The sequence below is a fragment of the Pontibacter cellulosilyticus genome (assembly GCF_014306105.1).
Taxonomy (GTDB): Bacteria; Bacteroidota; Bacteroidia; order Cytophagales; family Hymenobacteraceae; genus Pontibacter; species Pontibacter cellulosilyticus.
On the sequence record NZ_JACRVF010000001.1, the window covers coordinates 724,964 to 743,343 of the forward strand.

Annotated in this window: 16 protein-coding genes and 1 tRNA gene; 3 read left to right on the plus strand and 14 right to left on the minus strand. The window is 43.2% G+C overall.

Annotated features, from left to right (window positions below):
• Positions 1-28: 28 nt before the first annotated feature.
• The 8 genes from bshB1 to H8S84_RS03205 form a co-directional block, all read right to left on the minus strand.
• Complete coding sequence (bshB1, locus tag H8S84_RS03170) at positions 29-748, minus strand: bacillithiol biosynthesis deacetylase BshB1 (RefSeq protein ID WP_187065817.1); 720 nt, start codon at positions 746-748, stop codon at positions 29-31.
• Positions 749-763: 15 nt separating this feature from the next.
• The gene (locus tag H8S84_RS03175) at positions 764-1,813 is read right to left on the minus strand and encodes a M23 family metallopeptidase (protein WP_222621560.1); all 1,050 of its coding nucleotides are present in this window, start codon (positions 1,811-1,813) and stop codon (positions 764-766) included.
• Between the two features lie 127 nt (positions 1,814-1,940).
• On the minus strand, positions 1,941-2,879 hold the full coding sequence (trxB, locus tag H8S84_RS03180) for a thioredoxin-disulfide reductase (protein ID WP_187065818.1): 939 nt from the start codon (positions 2,877-2,879) through the stop codon (positions 1,941-1,943).
• A 143-nt stretch (positions 2,880-3,022) separates the two neighbouring features.
• Positions 3,023-3,886 carry a sigma-70 family RNA polymerase sigma factor gene (locus H8S84_RS03185; RefSeq protein ID WP_007656436.1) on the minus strand — a complete coding sequence of 288 codons (864 nt, stop codon included), beginning with the start codon at positions 3,884-3,886 and terminating at the stop codon, positions 3,023-3,025.
• 192 nt (positions 3,887-4,078) lie between these two features.
• Complete coding sequence (gene pnp / locus H8S84_RS03190; RefSeq protein WP_187065819.1) at positions 4,079-6,217, minus strand: polyribonucleotide nucleotidyltransferase; 2,139 nt, start codon at positions 6,215-6,217, stop codon at positions 4,079-4,081.
• Between the two features lie 137 nt (positions 6,218-6,354).
• Entirely contained in the window at positions 6,355-6,630 is a 276-nt protein-coding gene (gene rpsO, locus H8S84_RS03195) for a 30S ribosomal protein S15 (protein WP_187065820.1), read from the minus strand.
• A gap of 116 nt (positions 6,631-6,746) precedes the next feature.
• Positions 6,747-8,159 carry an LptF/LptG family permease gene (locus tag H8S84_RS03200; protein ID WP_187065821.1) on the minus strand — a complete coding sequence of 471 codons (1,413 nt, stop codon included), beginning with the start codon at positions 8,157-8,159 and terminating at the stop codon, positions 6,747-6,749.
• Between the two features lie 105 nt (positions 8,160-8,264).
• On the minus strand, positions 8,265-8,669 hold the full coding sequence (locus H8S84_RS03205; protein WP_187065822.1) for an START-like domain-containing protein: 405 nt from the start codon (positions 8,667-8,669) through the stop codon (positions 8,265-8,267).
• A gap of 135 nt (positions 8,670-8,804) precedes the next feature.
• On the opposite strand from H8S84_RS03205, the gene H8S84_RS03210 reads away from it, so the two are divergent.
• Positions 8,805-8,878, plus strand: a tRNA-Met gene (locus tag H8S84_RS03210).
• A 136-nt stretch (positions 8,879-9,014) separates the two neighbouring features.
• On the opposite strand, the gene H8S84_RS03215 is transcribed toward H8S84_RS03210, so the two are convergent.
• Together H8S84_RS03215 and H8S84_RS03220 are read right to left on the minus strand one after the other, a co-directional pair.
• Positions 9,015-9,734, minus strand: coding sequence for a pirin family protein (locus tag H8S84_RS03215; protein WP_187065823.1), 720 nt, complete (start codon positions 9,732-9,734; stop codon positions 9,015-9,017).
• Between the two features lie 173 nt (positions 9,735-9,907).
• Positions 9,908-10,687 (minus strand): helix-turn-helix domain-containing protein, encoded by a 780-nt coding sequence (locus H8S84_RS03220; protein ID WP_187066651.1) that lies wholly within the window; start codon positions 10,685-10,687, stop codon positions 9,908-9,910.
• Between the two features lie 541 nt (positions 10,688-11,228).
• Between H8S84_RS03220 and H8S84_RS03225 the strand changes: the two genes are divergently transcribed.
• The gene (locus tag H8S84_RS03225; RefSeq protein ID WP_187065824.1) at positions 11,229-12,581 is read left to right on the plus strand and encodes a S8 family serine peptidase; all 1,353 of its coding nucleotides are present in this window, start codon (positions 11,229-11,231) and stop codon (positions 12,579-12,581) included.
• A 69-nt stretch (positions 12,582-12,650) separates the two neighbouring features.
• On the opposite strand, the gene recQ is transcribed toward H8S84_RS03225, so the two are convergent.
• Entirely contained in the window at positions 12,651-14,786 is a 2,136-nt protein-coding gene (gene recQ, locus H8S84_RS03230) for a DNA helicase RecQ (RefSeq protein ID WP_187065825.1), read from the minus strand.
• Positions 14,787-15,003: 217 nt separating this feature from the next.
• Here recQ and H8S84_RS03235 point away from each other — a divergent pair, with 217 nt between their 5' ends.
• Positions 15,004-15,336, plus strand: a complete 333-nt coding sequence (locus H8S84_RS03235) for a four-helix bundle copper-binding protein (RefSeq protein ID WP_187065826.1) — start codon at positions 15,004-15,006, stop codon at positions 15,334-15,336.
• 107 nt (positions 15,337-15,443) lie between these two features.
• On the opposite strand, the gene H8S84_RS03240 is transcribed toward H8S84_RS03235, so the two are convergent.
• From H8S84_RS03240 to speE, 3 genes are all read right to left on the minus strand, one after another.
• A complete protein-coding gene (locus H8S84_RS03240; protein WP_187065827.1) occupies positions 15,444-15,776 on the minus strand; it encodes a phage holin family protein in 333 nt (110 codons plus the stop codon).
• 153 nt (positions 15,777-15,929) lie between these two features.
• Positions 15,930-17,000 carry an agmatinase family protein gene (locus tag H8S84_RS03245; protein ID WP_187065828.1) on the minus strand — a complete coding sequence of 357 codons (1,071 nt, stop codon included), beginning with the start codon at positions 16,998-17,000 and terminating at the stop codon, positions 15,930-15,932.
• Positions 16,993-18,324 carry a polyamine aminopropyltransferase gene (speE, locus tag H8S84_RS03250; RefSeq protein ID WP_187065829.1) on the minus strand — a complete coding sequence of 444 codons (1,332 nt, stop codon included), beginning with the start codon at positions 18,322-18,324 and terminating at the stop codon, positions 16,993-16,995. The genes H8S84_RS03245 and speE overlap by 8 nt, the downstream gene beginning before the upstream one ends.
• Between the last annotated feature and the right edge of the window lie 56 nt (positions 18,325-18,380).

The window sequence follows — 18,380 nt, forward strand, 5'->3', positions numbered from 1 at the left end:
AAGCTAATAAAGGTTAATAATCTATACTTTAAATAAGGTCAAAAAAGCTCTTAACACCAATGTTCCGCTCTTTTGTAAATCCTTCGCCAAACGTTACACCAATAGAGTGCCCCATTTCTTTAGCCCTTGCTTCGATAAAATCCAGAAACTCAGGAGAAGAGATGTAGGTGTTTGGTGAAGAATCGTCTGGATTATAGAATTGAGATTTGAAGGCGCGGATCGTCTCCATTTTCTTATCCCAAAAATCGGTAACATCTACTACCACATCAGGAGTTATGAAACGATCCTGGATGTAATGGTACACTGCTTTAGGTCTCCAGGCCTCCTGCTCCTCTCCTGTTTCGCTCTCTGTTTTGATCATCTTCAAACCAGCTTTAAAGCAAGACTCCGAAACAAGGTCAGAACCACGTTTATGGTCAGGATGACGGTCGTAAACAGCGTTCATGATAACAAGCTCCGGCTTATACTTGCGGATCATCTCCACCACCTTCATTTGATGCTCTTTGTCATTCTTAAAGAAGCCATCTGCAAAGCCAAGGTTCTCACGGGCAGAAAGCCCCATAATACGGCTGGCATCCTCTGCCTCTTGTATTCTGGTTTCAGGTGTACCACGTGTGCCTAACTCGCCTTGCGTTAAGTCTACAATGCCTACTTTTTTACCCTGAGCTATATGCGCAATAAGAGTACCTGCACAACCAAGTTCAATATCGTCTGGGTGTGAAGCAAAGGCAAGTATATCTAGTTTCATAGTTTTTATAGGTGCTTATCTGATGCGAAGCTTTTTACCAACTCTTAAAGTAGTACGAGTACTAATGCCGTTAAGCTTGGCTATTTGCGATGCAGAAACTCCATACCTTTTACCAATACCTGAAAGCGTGTCACCGCTACGTACTGTATGATAGGCGGTTCTGCGGCCACTACTGCTGCTGCCTTTTGCCCGGTTGTAATAATTGAACAAAGCTGAAGTAATAGTAAGGCTCTCTCCTTTTAAGAGGTAATCAGGAAAATCATATAGGTTTTCAGGATCTATCGGGTTGCCTTGATAACGTACCTCGTAATGCAGATGTGGACCAGAGCTACGACCTGTGCTTCCTCCTAAACCAATCAGATCGCCTGCTTTTACAAACTTTCCTGTTTGTGCAAGTGGTTTACTCATATGGCCATAAAGTGTTTCAAGGCCATTATAGTGGCGCACTACAATGTAGTTGCCATAGCCGCCACCATCCCACTTATTTATTCGTATAACGCCATCAAACGCAGCAAAAATAGAATCACCAGTATTTAAGTCAATGTCAGTACCGTAGTGCCAGCGGCCGCCCCTTGCACCAAAATGGCTGGTCACAGGCGTTTCAATAAGTGGCATTTTATAATTCCGGTTACCGCGAGGGTCATAAAGCTTAATGTCTACAGTATCTTTCATCTGGCGGCCATCCATACGGTACGGGTTAATGTTACGCGTATCCCATATAGAATAGTAGCCTGCAATTTTAATCCAGGTCGAGTCAACCAGCACCTCTTCCGACATCTCCACAATATGCTGTTCACCAAGGTCTAGCTCAGAGGTATCCTCACTTACAATAGAGAGTTCTTTCTTAGGATTGAAGAAAATAGATTTATCTGCATCAGAGTTGTCATCCGGAAACTCATCATACTTAATAAGTATAGTGGTGTCGGGACGGACATACTGAATCTTTGGAGACTTGGCTTTAAACAGGTCTTTCTTTACTTTACTTTGAGCCAATGCACTATCTGCACCACCTACAAAGCAGCATAAAAAAAGTACCAGGAATAAGGGTAAACTGAATTTTGACATAACATCAAAGTTAGCCTGTGCGTTTATATCTTTCGCATGATAAACTACATCACAGCCATTTTATTGTAACTGCTCCAACAACGGATTAAAAATTAAAGTGCAATTCCGCGCGGAAATTGAGTAAAATCTAGTGCAAATCGTTGGCAGCAAGATAGCGCTCTGCATCTAAGGCAGCCATACAACCAGATCCGGCAGCTGTTACTGCTTGCCTGTAGGTAAAATCCTGTACGTCGCCGCAGGCAAAAACCCCATCTATATTTGTTTTAGAAGTACCAGGTATGGTACGGATATAGCCGTTCTCGTCCAGGTTAAGAAAATCTTTAAATATATCGGAGTTAGGCTTATGACCGATGGCAACGAAGAAACCTTGAACAGGAATTTCTTTCGCTTCGCCGGTAACTACATTCTTAATACGTACTCCTTCTACAACATCCTTTCCTAAGATTTCCTCTGTTACAGAATTCCACAGGATTTCGATATTCTTCGTTTTTTTAACGCGCTCCTGCATAATAGTAGAGGCACGCATCTCATCGCGGCGGACAATCATATATACTTTGGAGCAAAGATTTGCAAGATAAGTTGCCTCTTCAGCAGCTGTATCGCCGGCTCCAACTATGGCAACATCCTGTCCACGGTAAAAGAAACCGTCACAAACCGCACAAGCAGAAACCCCATTACCGTTTAACCTTGATTCAGAGTCAAGGCCAAGCCACTTAGCAGATGCGCCAGTTGATATGATAACCGTATGGGCCTCGATAATCTTCTCATCATCGATGGTTACTTTATGCGGCTGAGAAGAAAAATCAACGGCTGTGGCAATGCCGTAGCGAACATCGGTACCGAAACGCTCTGCCTGCATTTTAAAATCTTCCATCATCTCAGGGCCCATTACTCCTTTAGGGTATCCTGGATAATTCTCTACATCATTGGTTATAGTTAGCTGTCCGCCTGGTTGCAGCCCCTGGTACAGCACAGGGTTTAACCCGGCCCTTGAAGCGTAGATCGCAGCTGTATAACCGGCAGGACCTGAACCAATAATAAGGCACTTTACTTTTTCTATTTCCATTTTATAATTATGCTGAAAGAAATTCGGATGCAAGTATACAAAATTTCTGCCCCTATGCCTCCAATAAGGTTACAAATTGCACTGCAATCCTAATAAAAAAGCCCCGTCATTTCTGACAGGGCTCTATTACAGTGTTTAGTATTTTAGCCTAAGTATGGCTTAAGCGCTTTACTTCTTGATGTATGGCGAAGTCTTCTGATCGCTTTTTCTTTGATCTGACGTACTCGCTCTCGAGTAAGGTTAAACTTCTCTCCAATCTCTTCCAGCGTTAGAGAGTGCTCACCGTTAAGACCAAAGTATAACGTAATGACATCGGCTTCGCGCTTTGTTAAAGTAGAAAGCGCACGCTGTACCTCTTTGCGAAGTGAGTCGTTCATCAAACCAGTATCCGGCGACTCCTCATCTTCATTCTCTAGCACGTCTAGCAGACGGTTCTCTTCTCCCTGCACAAAAGGTGCATCAACAGACACGTGGCGTCCTGAAATTTTCAGTGTATCTACAACCTCGGCGGTAGTTAGCTCCAATACTTCGGCAATTTCTTCAGGCGATGGCTCACGCTCAAACTTCTGCTCAAGTTCTGAGAAAGATTTTGAGATCTTGTTAAGGGAACCAACACGGTTCAACGGAAGACGAACAATACGAGACTGCTCGGCCAAAGCCTGCAGAATTGACTGACGGATCCACCAAACGGCATATGAGATAAACTTAAAACCACGTGTTTCATCGAAACGCTTGGCAGCTTTAATTAGACCTAAGTTTCCTTCGTTAATAAGGTCGCCCAATGATAGGCCTTGGTTTTGATATTGCTTAGCCACCGAAACTACGAAACGCAGGTTGGCTTTTGTTAACTTCTCAAGCGCAAACTGATCTCCCTCTTTGATTCTCTGAGCCAGCGACACCTCTTCGTCCGGAGTAAGCAGATCTACTTTACCAATCTCCTGTAAGTATTTATCAAGTGACTGGCTTTCGCGGTTGGTAATCTGTTTGCTTATCTTGAGTTGTCTCATCAGAGTATAATGTTATTGCAAAAATTTTAAATAAATAAGGTTTTTGGCCCGGTGACTTAACATCAAAAAACCGCGCAAAGTTCTTACATCTTCTAAATAAAATCAAGACGTAGGCTATGCGGGGCTAAGAAAAAAAACTCCTGACGCCACCTTACTAATGTAATTATGGCGCCAAGAGTTTCAAAAAGAGATTTATTGTTGCTGAGTTGCCTCAGGCTTAGGCAATATTGCTTTGCGAGAAAGTTTAAATTTACCGGTTTTCTTATCGACATCGATCAGTTTCACTTTCACTTCCTCTCCTATCTCAAGCACACCGTCCATAGTTTCAAGGCGCTCATGCTTAATTTCAGAGATATGAAGTAAACCATCTTTGCCAGGCATGAATTCAACGAATGCACCGTAAGGCTGGATAGACTTAACTTTACCGATATATACTTCGCCGATCTCAGGCTGCGCTACTATACCTTTAATTTTAGATATAGCACTGTTCATAGCATCCTGGTTGCTAGCGAAAATATTTACATGGCCCTTCTCATTTTTCTCTTCGATAATGATCGTAGCGCCAGTGTCTTTCTGGATCTGCTGGATTACTTTACCACCTGGCCCGATAACTGCACCGATAAATTCTTTATCGATCACCATGTTAAATGAACGCGGAGTGTGTGGCTTGTAATCAACATTAGGCTCGGCAATAGTCTTAGACATTTCGTTCAGGATGTGTAAACGACCAGCATTAGCCTGAGCAAGTGCCTGGCTAAGCACATCGTAAGACAAGCCCTGTACTTTAATGTCCATCTGGCAAGCAGTGATACCGTTTCTTGTACCAGCCACTTTAAAGTCCATGTCACCTAAGTGGTCTTCATCACCCAAGATATCAGAAAGAACGGCAAATTTGCCAGTCTTCTCATCTGTGATTAGTCCCATTGCAATACCTGAAACGGCACCCCTTACAGGAACACCAGCATCCATTAGTGCAAGTGAACCCGCACATACTGTAGCCATAGAAGAAGAACCGTTTGACTCTAGAATATCAGAGACGATACGGATAGTATATGGATTCTCCGTGTCTGGCGGAAGAACTTTCTTAAGTGCACGCAATGCAAGGTTACCGTGTCCGATCTCACGACGTCCTGGTCCTCTGTTTGGCTTCACCTCTCCTGTAGAGAAAGCTGGGAAGTTGTAGTGCAATAAGAATTTGTTTGTACCAGATACCATTGCGCTGTCGATCAACTGCTCGTCAAGCTTAGTACCTAACGTTACAGTAGTCAAAGACTGCGTTTCACCGCGTGTAAACACAGCAGAACCGTGTGTAGCAGGCAAATAGTTGATCTCAGACCAGATAGGACGGATCTGATCAAGCGCACGGCCATCCAAACGAACTCTGTCGTTCAGGATCATGTTGCGCACAGCATCCTTCTCTACATCGTGGTAGTATGTTTTGATAAGGCCCAAGTCATACTCATGGTCTTCGCCAAGAGATGCTATGAACTCATCAAGAACGGCACCGAAGCCAGCCTTACGGTCAGACTTAACGTCGCTACCTCTCTTGGCAACTTCATATGCCTTTGCATAAGTGGCATCGTATACTTTCTGGCGCAAATCATTGTCATGCGTTTCGTGCGAGTACTCACGCTTAACTGTCTTGCCAACCATTTCCATCAACTCTAACTGAGCCTGGCAATGTGACTTGATTGCTTCGTGAGCATATGAAATAGCCTCCAGCATTTCTGCTTCAGAAACCTCGTTCATTTCACCTTCCACCATCACAACGCTGTCAATAGAGGCTCCAACCATAAGGTCGATGTCAGCTCTCTGAAGGTCTGTAACGGTAGGGTTAATAACCAACTGGCCATCAATACGTGCTACGCGCACCTCAGAGATAGGACCATTGAATGGAATATCAGAAACTGCCAGCGCTGCAGAAGCTGCTAGAGCAGCAAGAGCATCCGGCATGATCTCCGTGTCAGCAGAGATCAGGTGTATAGTCATTTGTGTTTCAGCATGGTAATCATCCGGGAAAAGCGGGCGCAAAACACGGTCAACCAAGCGAGACACTAATACTTCATAATCAGACAATCTTGCCTCTCTTTTCAGGAAGCCACCTGGAATTTTACCTGAAGAGGCAAATTTTTCCTGGTAGTCTACAGAAAGAGGCAAGAAGTCAACTCCCTCACGGGCTTCTTTGTTCGAAACCACCGCAGCAAGTAGCATGGTGTTACCCATTTTAACTACTACAGATCCGTCGGCTTGTTTGGCTAGTTTACCAGTTTCAATTATGATCTCCCTGCCATCAGGAAGAAGAATGGTTTTGTTAATCGCGTTATAAGACATCTTCAATTATTTTGTTCATCTAAAAAGCAGGGCTGCCCATTGCGGCCACTGCAGGGGTACTGGCAAAAAGGAGGAAAGTGGGGGTACTTAGAAAAAGATTAGGGAATCCCCTGTGTGAATTCCCTAATGCAAATGTTTTATTTTCTGATACCTAGCTCAGCAATAATTGCTCTGTATCTTTCAATATCGTTGTTCTGAAGGTAGTTAAGAAGTCTTCTTCTTTTACCTACTAGCTTCAAAAGACCTAAACGAGTAGAGAAGTCTTTTCTGTGAACCTTCAGGTGATCTGTCAGGTCATTGATGCGCTTAGAGAAAAGCGCAATCTGAGCCTCTGGAGAACCTGTATCAGTCTTAGACTTAGCTAGGCCGTGCTTTTCAAAAATTTCTTGTTTCGCTTCAGTAGTTAATTTCATCGCGTATAATAAATATCAATCTGTTTTTTTATTCGTCGTAAGATTGCTGTATAAGGCGCAAAGATATAAAAATTAATCTTAATAAAAAATAATTTACCTATACTTCTTTTTGAGCATTATAGCTTATTGCGGCGCATACGGGCCATAAGCTTACGCCAAAAGTCTACCTCCAGCAGGCTAGAGTCGTTACGCGCTTGGTATAAGAAGAACAACCCTATCGGCAACAGTATAATGTTGGCTGCCCACATACCTGCACCTACCGGTATCAAACCTTCGCGCGCCCACTTTTCACCAAGTATAGCCATCACATACATCGAGATGAAAAAGACAATAGAAACTATCACAGGCACACCAAGGCCACCTTTTTTTATAATTGCCCCCAGCGGCGCACCAATAAGGAACATAATAAGTATGGCTGCAGACTGGGTATACTTTCTCCAAATCTCAATCTCATAGTTATTAGCATCGCGAAGGGTGGAAGTTAAACGCTCTTGGTAACTGGTAGTAAAGCTTTTTACATTTCTTGCCTTATTGGTTGCCAGAGCCATTATATCTGCATTAATTTCAGGCAACTCTTTGTTTAAAATCGGCCCCTGTATCTTCAAACCATTCTTCACCTGCCCTGTATCGGCTTTAAAATACATAAAGAACGGATCTACATTAGGGGCATATAACCTTTTCTCTTTACTGGCGAAGTTTCTTAGGGAGTCGGTAACAACATGCAGTTCCTCCACATTCTTCATCATTTTATTGTCAGAGAAAAGCTCCTCACGGGTTCTGTCGAGATTAAAGGACGCAAGGCTGACAATAATTTTGCTTTCGTCAAACTCCTGCCGAATAAACTGCTGGTCTGAATGACTTATCCCCCCCGACTGCTCGTCTACATAAGTGTTTCCATCATACAACTCCATTACCAGATAAGCATCATTAAAATCCGTATACATTCTACCGGAATCAGCAAGTATAACCCTTGAGCTGGCCCCACCTTTAGAATGATCATAGATCATGATGTCTTTCATAGCGCCTTCATCGTTCACTTTCTCGTTGATCTTGATACTGAGACCTGGCAGGCCATTATAAAAGGCACCTTCTTTAAAATTCATAGCAGGCTTTTTCTGCCGTATATCCCAAAGCAAGCTATAAGCCTTTAAATTAGCTTTAGGTACAATGATATTATTAAAGAAGAACGCGCCAACTGTTAAGCCGGATACAAGTAAAAAAACAGGAAGAAGAATGCGCGTAAGGTTAATGCCTGAGGTTTTGATAGCGGTAAGCTCATGGTGTTCACCCATCGTACCAAAGGTCATGAGGGATGATAGCAGCACTGCAAGTGGCAATGCCACGGGAGCCATGTTTAGGCTAAAATAAAAAAGGAGTTCACCGAATATGCTCGCACCCAAATCCTTACCCACCAGTTCATCTAAGTATTTAAGCATATACTGGGTTAAAAGTATAAACTCAACTACAGCGAACGTAAGTATGAAAGGGCCAAAGAATGACCTGATTATTAGCTTATCTAGTTTCTTCATGCGAGCCAAAAAAGGGCAAAATAGCAGTTGAATGCCAGCTTATGTTGATTGAACAAGTGGCTTCCAAAAATCGTGCAAAGATAAGCAGATAGAATTGTATAGGCACTACCCTCCTACTATTTCCTTCAGATTCTGGAACAGATTGTCCCAAAGTTCCTCAAGTTCCTCCACATCATCCTCATCGGTATAGTCTACGATTTTAAGGAACTGCTCTTGCGTAAGCTCACTTGATTCAATAGAGAAGTCTATGTAGGAGCTGTCTGTAACATGTGCCTTTCTCTCGTTCAGAAAGAGAAAACGAACTGATTTATTTGTGCGGTGCCCCGTCATCTCGGCGAAGTGACTACGGCCGTCCCACATAAAGTTGTATACTTTATCTTCGTCAACAATTACATCGTCGCAAAACCACTGGGCTAAACCACTTGGCGTGCTTAGATATGGATAGAGAAGTTTAGCAGATGCATTGATATGGTATTCGCGAACAAACTTTGTCTTGGTAGCTCTCGTCATAACTAGGTAATGTAAGTGTCTGAGTAATTATAGTACTTATTTCTGATTGTTTATATATCTAAAAAACAAAATATTTTTTTTTGAAACAACACTTGCATATTTAAAACTGAAACAGCTATATTTGCACCACAATTCGGCGGGGTAGCTCAGATGGTTAGAGCGCAGGATTCATAACCCTGAGGTCGGCAGTTCGATTCTGCTCCCCGCTACAAACAAAAGCCTGCTGGTTTACACCAGCAGGCTTTTTCTATTTTGTCAGCACCGGCATCCAAAGTATGTACTAATAAAGTACCGGGCGTAACCAACTTATTAATGAAGTTACTCTATATAATATAGAGTAGATAGTTAGAAGTTAACCTCGAGAGCAGGGACATCTACAAGTATAAACTCAGCATCAGAAACTCCGTGCAAACTTACTACATCAAGGTCTTCTAGCCGCAGTTGATCAAACTGATCCATTTCAACATTGTTCACAAGCAGACTTCCCTTGATAATATAGACAAGTGTCTTCCTTATCTTAAAAGTTTTAAAGTCTATGTCGTTACCCTGGCTTAGCTTACCGTAGTATACTGTTGAGTTAGAATTCATAAACAGCACGTTCTCCAGCACGCGCTGGCCGGTAACTAATGGCGTCAGTCTATCCTTATTATCCATAAAATCCAACGCCATTTGCTCGTAGGCAGGCGCTACCCCACGTTTATTAGGCAAAAACCACAGCTGGCAGAAATGCGCGGTACTGTCACCTTCGTTTGTTTCGGAATGGGACATACCGGTACCGGCAGACATACGCTGCACCTCACCTGCTTTTAATTTGGTTTCGCTCCCGAGGCTGTCTCTATGCGTGATTTCGCCATCAAGCATTACCGTCACCACTTCCATCTCGGCATGAGGATGATCAGGCAACTTTGAGTTACCCAGCATCACATCATCATTAAACACCTTTAGCGGACCAAACTGAACGTTAGCCGGATCATAGTAATCAGCAAACGAGAACAGGTAATGAGAAGAGAGCCAATCACCAACCTTAGATTCGTGTCGCTCTTTAGCGGTTATAAGTTTTATCATTTTCGAGTATAGTTTATCTAAATAAACAATGGCAATGGTAATTGCTATGCTGTACGGATAAACTATTTAGCTAGTTAAACTAAGGCCATTAACGGCTGCAACAGGGCTATAAAACACAAGGTCCTGCCGCAATGGCAGGACCTTGTGTTTTATACTATACATATATTATATCGCTATTCCGCTTTCTTAAGCTTTTGTACTTCCTTTTGTAAATCGAGTACAATAGAAGAGAGTTTATCCAATGACAAATCTGCAATAGGAAAAGAAGAACTGATATAAGACTTAGCCTCCCAAATCTCGATCACATCCTCCACCCCAATTTCGTAAGGCGAGTAAACAGGGTTGTCGGAGTGCAGACGAAGCACCGACGCATCTTTTATCTTATTAAACACACGCTTGAATACTACACCCTCTTTCTGGCTCACAATTATACAAGGCGTACCGTCTTTAACCGATGACCAATCCTCTACGAACCGGCCTACAATGACAGCGCCAGACGCTATCGGAAGCATAGAGTCACCGCTGATTTCGAATGCACGGTATGTGCCCCCTGCGCCAAGCATAGGGAGTTGGAAACGAGGAAGCTCTTCAATAAACTCAGAGTCAGCATATCCATTAAGATAACCGGCACTTGCCTTATAAGGTACAAGCTCAATGTTTTCTCGTTGCTGCTCGTCTACAGTAATAGCCAGTACCCTCAGCTTACCACCTGAATTAGAAGAAGCAGACTGTTTCTGAACAGTTGGATCAGAAAGGTCTTTTGTAATCAGATCATCAAGAGTGATATCAAACAATCTGGCAATATTTACCAAAGTAGTCAATTTAGGCTCTGCCCTACCCTCTTCATAAGCCCCTACTAACGATCGCTTTATATCTAATTTATCTGCAAGTTGAGCTTGCGTGTAGCCGGCATTTTTGCGCAAATGCCTAATGTTTGATGTAACCATACCAATTATCTGCCAATGATTTTAGCTAATAAGGAACAATACAAGGAAATATTATAGTCCTCTTTTGTAAAGATACGAATACAGCACCAAAATACTAAACATTTTAGCAATTAATTTTACACCTAAGAAAAATATAACTATACCCACTTTACATTTAATATTATAGTGCTATAATCAAATTTCTACTAAATACTTAGAAATGTTATATAAATACCTATAAACACACCAGAAACATGCTTGCAATAGTCAAATTACACCCCCTATCTTTATCAATTATAAGCACTTAGAAGAAATGCTTATTAATCATTAGTTCTAAGGCCAAAATTTCAGTGCAATTTTTAGTGCAATTATTGCGTGCATTTTTCAGCTTTAAAAGCATTAATTGCAGCTGGCTCAGGATGCAATCAACTTATAAAAATTAAATTATATGTTGGCCATTAATTTTGGCAGCGACTTGAACTTTTTAAATAAATGCGGGGTTACGAAAACTCAATACCAAAGGTTTAAATTTAGCAATAATATTTTTTTAACTTTTAGCCAAAGATTTATGACAATTAAGAATGGTCTAAAGAGAACAGTGTCTTGTTTTGCACTAGCTTCAGCCGTTACACTGGCAGGTTGCCAGAAGGAAGAACTGATGGAAAATCAGTTTGAAAGCAATGTAGATCAGTCGCCAAGTGAAGTTGGTAAAGCCATTGCAGGTCAGTATATAGTTGTATTCAAAAATGGCAACAACGGCCTTAACGCAAGCGGCTCAAACGACATGTCATCTTCATCGCGTGCAGAGTTTAGCAGCTTGCGCGATCGTTTAATGTCAGATGCTAAAATTCCAGCTAAAGACCTGGTACAAAAATTTGACGGTGTGATTAACGGTTTTGCTGCACGCTTATCTGATGAGCAGTTAGCAGAAATCAGAAATAACCCGAATGTTGCTTACATCGAGCAAGACAGAGCCATATCTCTTGGCAAAAACACAAACCCTGGCAAAGGCTCAGGCAAAGACAAAACAGGCGGTGGCACTTCTGAGCCAACTCCAACTGAACCGGCTCCAACAGAGCCAACTCCTACGCCAACCGAGCCAGCCCCAACTGAACCGGCTCCAACGACAAGTACTTATACTACCATCACTCCTGTTGCTGGTGAAAACCTTCCGTGGAACATCCAGCGTGTAGGTTACGGCGACGGAACTGGTAAAACAGTATGGGTAATTGACTCAGGTGTTGATACTGACCACCCTGACTTGAATGTGGACCCAAGCAGAAGCGTATCGTTTATTTATGGCGTAACATCTGTAGAGGACGGATACGGACATGGTACTTCTGTTGCCGGTGTAATTGCTGCTAAAAACAATGGTTCAGGCATGATCGGTGTTGCTGCCAATGCAACAGTAGTGGCACTTCGCGTATTTGATGATGTTGGTGGTGGAACAGTTTCCAGAGCTATCTCAGCTGTAAACCATGTAAGTATGTATGCTAAACCAGGTGATGTAGTAAACATGAGCCTTGGTGCAGGTATATCTTCTACTCTTGATAATGCTGTAGTATCAGCTGCCGCTAAAGGTATTAAGTTTGCAATTGCAGCTGGTAACAGCGCTGTAGACTGCTCAGGTACTTCTCCTGCTCGTGTAGATGCTCCAGGTGTTTATACTGTATCTGCAATGGACATTTACAACCGCCTATGGTCTTCTTCTAACTATGGTGCCCCAGTAGACTTCTCTGCTCCAGGTGCTAACGTAACTGTTACTACAAAAGGTGGTGGCATCGGTGGCGGTGGCTACGGTACTTCATTTGCCGCTCCGCACGTAGCTGGTGTTCTTCTTCTAAGAGGTACAGTATACACGCAGGGTACTATTACAGGCGACAAAGACAACACACCTGATCCGATTGCATCAGTTAAGTAATCAGATCAACAAGTATAAATGAAAGAGGGCAGCCAAATATGGCTGCCCTCTTTCATTTATACTTGTTGTCTACTGGAGTTTATCCTTCTTATAAATTGAGACTGATAGCCTGATCTTATAGTATTCATAGCCTTCATCAAGGAACTCGAACAAGTCTTTCAACTTAGCATCTACTCCCAATTTAGCAATTGCTTTGCTGATGACGTTGTACTCTCCTTTAGATACATATTTAAACAGATCAACATCATACCCCTGCTCATACAATGTGGCAATATGGGAAAAGATCGTAACCGGGTTTAAGTTGCGCTGTATAGAGATTTGTTGAATCGTGTACCCTTGCTTTAGAAGTTCAAAAGTTGCCAGATGAGTTGCACCTTTCATTTTGTTACCCTTTGCCTGCTCCTCGTTCACAAAATCAATAATCTCGCTGATAAACAGATCGCCGTAACGCTCAAACTTCTGGGCACCGACACCAGAAATAGCCAACATGCCGATTTTTGATGTAGGTCGCTCAGCTGCCATCTCCTGCAACGTGGTGTCTGTAAATACTACATAAGGCGGTACACCAGCTTCATCGGCAATATTCTTACGCAAAGACCTTAACCGTTCGAACAGCGCATCTTTGATCAGCTCCCTTTTTGGACGGGCCTTTATACTTGGCTCCTCCTGCTTCGCATCCTCAAACTTCACCAGCTGTACTTTACGTCCTTCAAACAAAACCTGTTTGCTTTGTTCTGTTAGCTTCAAAGTATAGCCTTGGTCATAGGCCATCTCCATAAAGCCTTCATTCAATAACTGATGAAGATAACGGTTCCAATCCAACGTACTAAACTCTCGTCCTGCACCGTATGTCTTAATTCTGTCATAGCCAGCTTGCAACACCTGATTTGTTCTGGCACCACGCAGTACATCAATCAACAGCCCCAGGTTAACTTGCTCCTGGGTGCGGGCAATGGCAGACAGCGCTTTTTGCGCCAAAAGTGTTCCATCAAATCGTTGCGGCGGGTTCCGGCATATATCGCAGTTACCACAGTCTTTCTTCATGGTTTCGCCAAAGTACTGCAACAAAATACGCCTGCGGCAAGCAGAGGCCTCAGCGAACTGCTGCATTCTTTCAAGCTTTACAAGTTGCAGCTCCGTCTGTGCTTCGTGGCTTTGGCTTTCGGTAAGCATGTTGCGCATGTTCATTACATCGGCAAAGCTATAGAAAAGCAAAGCATCTGATTTGGCACCATCTCGACCGGCACGGCCGATTTCCTGGTAATAGCCTTCAATGTTCTTTGGCAGGTTGTAATGTATAACCCAGCGCACATTCGATTTGTCAATACCCATGCCGAAAGCAATCGTTGCGCACACTATCTGAACATTATCCCTTAGGAAATCTTCCTGCGCCTTCGCACGCTGATTAGGCGACATGCCGGCATGGTAATAAGTAGTGCTGTACCCGTTAGCCTTCAGCTTAGAAGCTAAGGATTCAACCCCTTTTCGGCTAAGGCAATAGATGATACCGGGCTGGTTATGATGCCGATCCAGGAATTCGGTAATTTTCTTAAAACGATCTCTCCCCGGTTTTACCATCAGGTTAATATTGGGCCTGTCGAAAGATGCAACGTAAGTCTGTGGGTTGCGCAGGTAGAGTTGCTCCTGAATATCTTTTTGCGTAAGCTTATCAGCTGTAGCAGTTAACGCAATAACGGGAGTCGACTGGAACTGCTGCTTTAATACTTTTAGTTGCGTGTACTCCGGGCGGAAATCGTGTCCCCAGGCAGAAATACAGTGTGCTTCATCTATTGCGAAAAGCGATATCTTGATTCTTTTTAGAAAAGCAAAGAACCCCGGCGAAAGAAGTTTTTCAGGAGAAACATAAAGCAGCTTTAGTTTTCCGTCCAGGCATTGGTTCTCGATCTGGTACTGCTGCTCGGCCGTTTGTGAGCTGTTAATGTAAGCTGCCGGTATGCCATTGGCCAACAGCGCCTCCACCTGGTCTTTCATGAGGGCGATAAGAGGCGACACTACGACACACAAGCCCGGTAAAACAACCGCAGGCACCTGGTAACAAACAGACTTACCACCACCTGTGGGCATCAATACCACTACATCCTTGCCCTGCAACACACCTTCAATTATCTGCTCCTGCATGGGCCTAAACTGCTCATAACCGAAGTATAACTTTAGTGCTTCTCTCGCTTCACGAATCGTAACCATACTTTATCTTCAAGTGCAGGCGTATACCTGCTTCATTTGCATCAAATTATATTTCAAAGTTAAGTATAAGCTCCATCAATAACGAGCTATCCTGATACTAAAAAGCAACGAAACCTGTACTTGCTCCCAGCTGATTTCTACAGCCGGAAAGGAAACAATAATAACAATAGCCTTTAACCATCGTAACTTTAAAAGTTGTAAACTAAATTTAAAAACTATGAAATCTGAGAGAACAAACGAGTTAGAGCATGTACTGATCAAATGTATAACAGCCTGCGAAACATGCGCAACAGCTTGCTTACATGAAGACAACGTAAAGATGATGGCGCGTTGTATTATGATAGACCGCGACTGTGCTGACATCTGCACACTTACTGCACGCTTTATGGCACGCGACTCTGAACACACCAAACACGTGATGAAAGAATGCATTGAGATCTGCCGCCAGTGTGAGGCCGAATGCCGTAAGCATGACCATGATCACTGCCAGAAGTGTGCCGATGCCTGTCGTGAGTGTGCTGAGGCATGTGAAGCATGGATGAAGAGATAAATTAAGCTATATAAAAAAAGCAGCTCTGGGACTTACCAGGGCTGCTTTTTTATTTAAAGTTATACTTTAAAGTCTATCTATAAAATCTAATAAATGTGCTAACTAAGCTAAAATATAAAGTCAAGTATAGCTTCTATTATTGCCAGCACAAGGCTAAAAAGTAAGGCAGCAAAAAAGCCGCTCGTATCAAAGCCATCTACAAGTGCATCGGCTAATAAAATAATAATAGCGTTTATCACCAATAAGAAAATACCAAGTGTCAGCACCGTTACTGGTATGGTAAGGAAAATAAGAATTGGCCGCACCACAGCGTTAAGCAGTGCAAGCACCAATGCGAGAATTAGTGCGGTTATAAAATTATCGATGTTAACACCGGGTAGTATATAGGCAGCCAGCATGGCGGCTGCTCCGGTTATTAAGAGTTTTACTATAAATCCCATAGTTTTATACTTTATGTTGTATGGCAAATAAGCTAAACGAAAATCGTTTTCTAGTACGAAAAATTAAAATATAAAGATTAATACATAAGAGGTCAGCAAAAAGCCCTGCAGCATGTATACTGCAGGGCTTTATATTTTATACTTGATGGTCTGCTAGAACTGAGCTTCTAGTTTACCCTGCGATACAGCCATCCAGTTGCAGAGCTTTTGCAACATGCGTGCGCCTACGTTACCGTTCCACTCGCTTTCCCCTGGAGCTACTTCGCAAAGGTCAAACCCGATAATCTCACGGCCAGACTTTACCAGTTGCTTTATCAGGAAAACTGCCTGCTCAAACTCTAAACCTCCCGGTACGGGAGTTCCGGTTGCAGGGCAAAGCTTCGGATCGAGGCCATCAATGTCAAAGCTGATGTATACTTTCTGCGGAAGCTGCGCAATTATTTTCTTGCACTCTTTCTTCCAGCTGTCGCCGGCATACATGTTTTCTTTAAGGGTGGCATCGTAGAAAATAGCAACTCTGCCGTTAGATTGGTCGGCTAGTTCTGCTTCTGCCTGGCAAAGGTCACGGATACCCACCTGCACCAGCTTCTTTACCTGCGGCAATTTAAGTGCATTAAACATGATAGAAGCATGTGAGTACTTAAATCCTTCGTAGGCATCTCGCAAATCGGCGTGGGCATCAACCTGAAGTATACCATACTCCTCGTGCTTCTCTGCCAGTGCATGCATCAGGCCAAGTGGAGTACTGTGGTCACCACCCAACACGCCTACCATTTTACCCTGATTCAGGTAGTTAAGAGACTTCTGCTTTAACCACTGCAGGAACTCCTCTCCTTTTGCTGTAACCTCATCAGTAGTATTACCGAACTCGGCTTTACTCTCTTCCGGGCTGCCTTCTTCTAACCAGTTAATGTAAGCCTCAGCTTTCTGTCTCAGCTCATCACTGGTTTTAAGCCAATCCTCTGAAATATCTTCCATAGCCACACCAAGTTTCCAAGCATCCGGAATTGATGGCTCCAATAGGTCCAGCTGAGGAGAAGCGTCCATTACAGCCTGCGGTCCCTGTGCAGTGCCAGCACTATACGATACGGTTACCTCCCAGGGAGTTGGAATAATAACTACTTCTGACTCTTCGATAGTGAATGGTAAACCAAAGAGGCCACCACTAATATCGCCTACTCCGTTAGGATCGAAGTTGGCTATTTTTTGCTCTTTGCTATTCATTGGTTGGTTCTGCAGAGTATTGTTCAATTACTTCCTGTGAGCCGTGGCTTAAAAGCTCTTTCACAAAGTTAGGCAATGCAAAGGCTGCTACATGAATATCCTCGTTGTAATACTTTAAGCCCTGTGCCTTAGAGAACTGAGCTGCAGCAGCCTTATCAAATACAAGCGGATTAGATTCTCCCTTAGAAGAGTAAGAGAAACTCCAGGTTCCGGTAGGGTATGTTGGAATAGCAGCTAAGTAGCAGTGTACTTTATTATCGCCGAAGATCTGCTTGTATGTGTCGTAAATCTCCACAAAAACACCGCTGTTAAACCTCGGCGATTCTGACTGCGTGATCATTACGCCATCAGGAGTCAGACAACGGTATACTTCTTTGTAGAACTCAGCAGTAAACAAGCCTTCACCTGGTCCAACTGGATCAGCAGAGTCAATAATAATCAGGTCGTAGCGGCCGTCTTCACATTCGTTGATATACTTTATTCCGTCTTCTACCAGCAGGTTCAAACGAGGATTGTCAAATGCTACGGCTGTTTCTGGCAGGTGTAGTTTGCAGGCTTCAATTACCAATGCGTCGATCTCAACCAGCGTAACCTCTTCCAGTTGCTCGTGGCGCAGCAGCTCTCTTACAGTTCCGCCATCACCACCACCAATTACCAGGGCGCGTTTTGCTTTGCGGTGGCTGAACATCGGTACGTGTGTGATCATCTCATGATACACATACTCATCCTTCTGCGTGCACATTACCATACCGTCTAGCGTAAGCATGTTGCCATAAGCCAAAGTTTCGAATACCTCTACACGCTGGTAATCAGAATCTTTTTTGTAAAGCTGATTTCCTGTGTGCTTTAAAGACAAGGCAATGTTCTCATCGCGCTCCGTAAACCAAACATCGCGTGTAATGGTACCCGGAACATCAGTCGGCCTTTGGGCTACATCGCGTAGGGCATCCAAGTTAAAGTCGGTACGCTTCAGCAGGTTAAGCTGACCACGTCGTAACTCCATAGATGAGCCATGCCCTGCTTCAAAAGCATCCTTCAGAAAACTATAAGATACCCATGGATCTACTGAGTCGCCACAGGTAAACAAGTCTACGGCTGCATAGCCAAACTCAGGCCAGGTATGAATAGCCAGGTGGCTCTCCTGAATCACAACCACTCCAGATACGCCATAAGGTGAAAAGTGGTGGAACGTGCTATTAATAACAGTAGCGCCTGCTGTTTCTGCAGCGGCAACCATACTGTTTTCGATATGAACTACGTCGTTCATCAGCTCAGGTGAGCAATCGTAAAATTCAACTAAAATGTGTCTACCTAAAGCGTTCATCAATGGGTATGAAAGGTTAAAAATGATTAATCAGGTAAAAAAACGAAATATAGTGC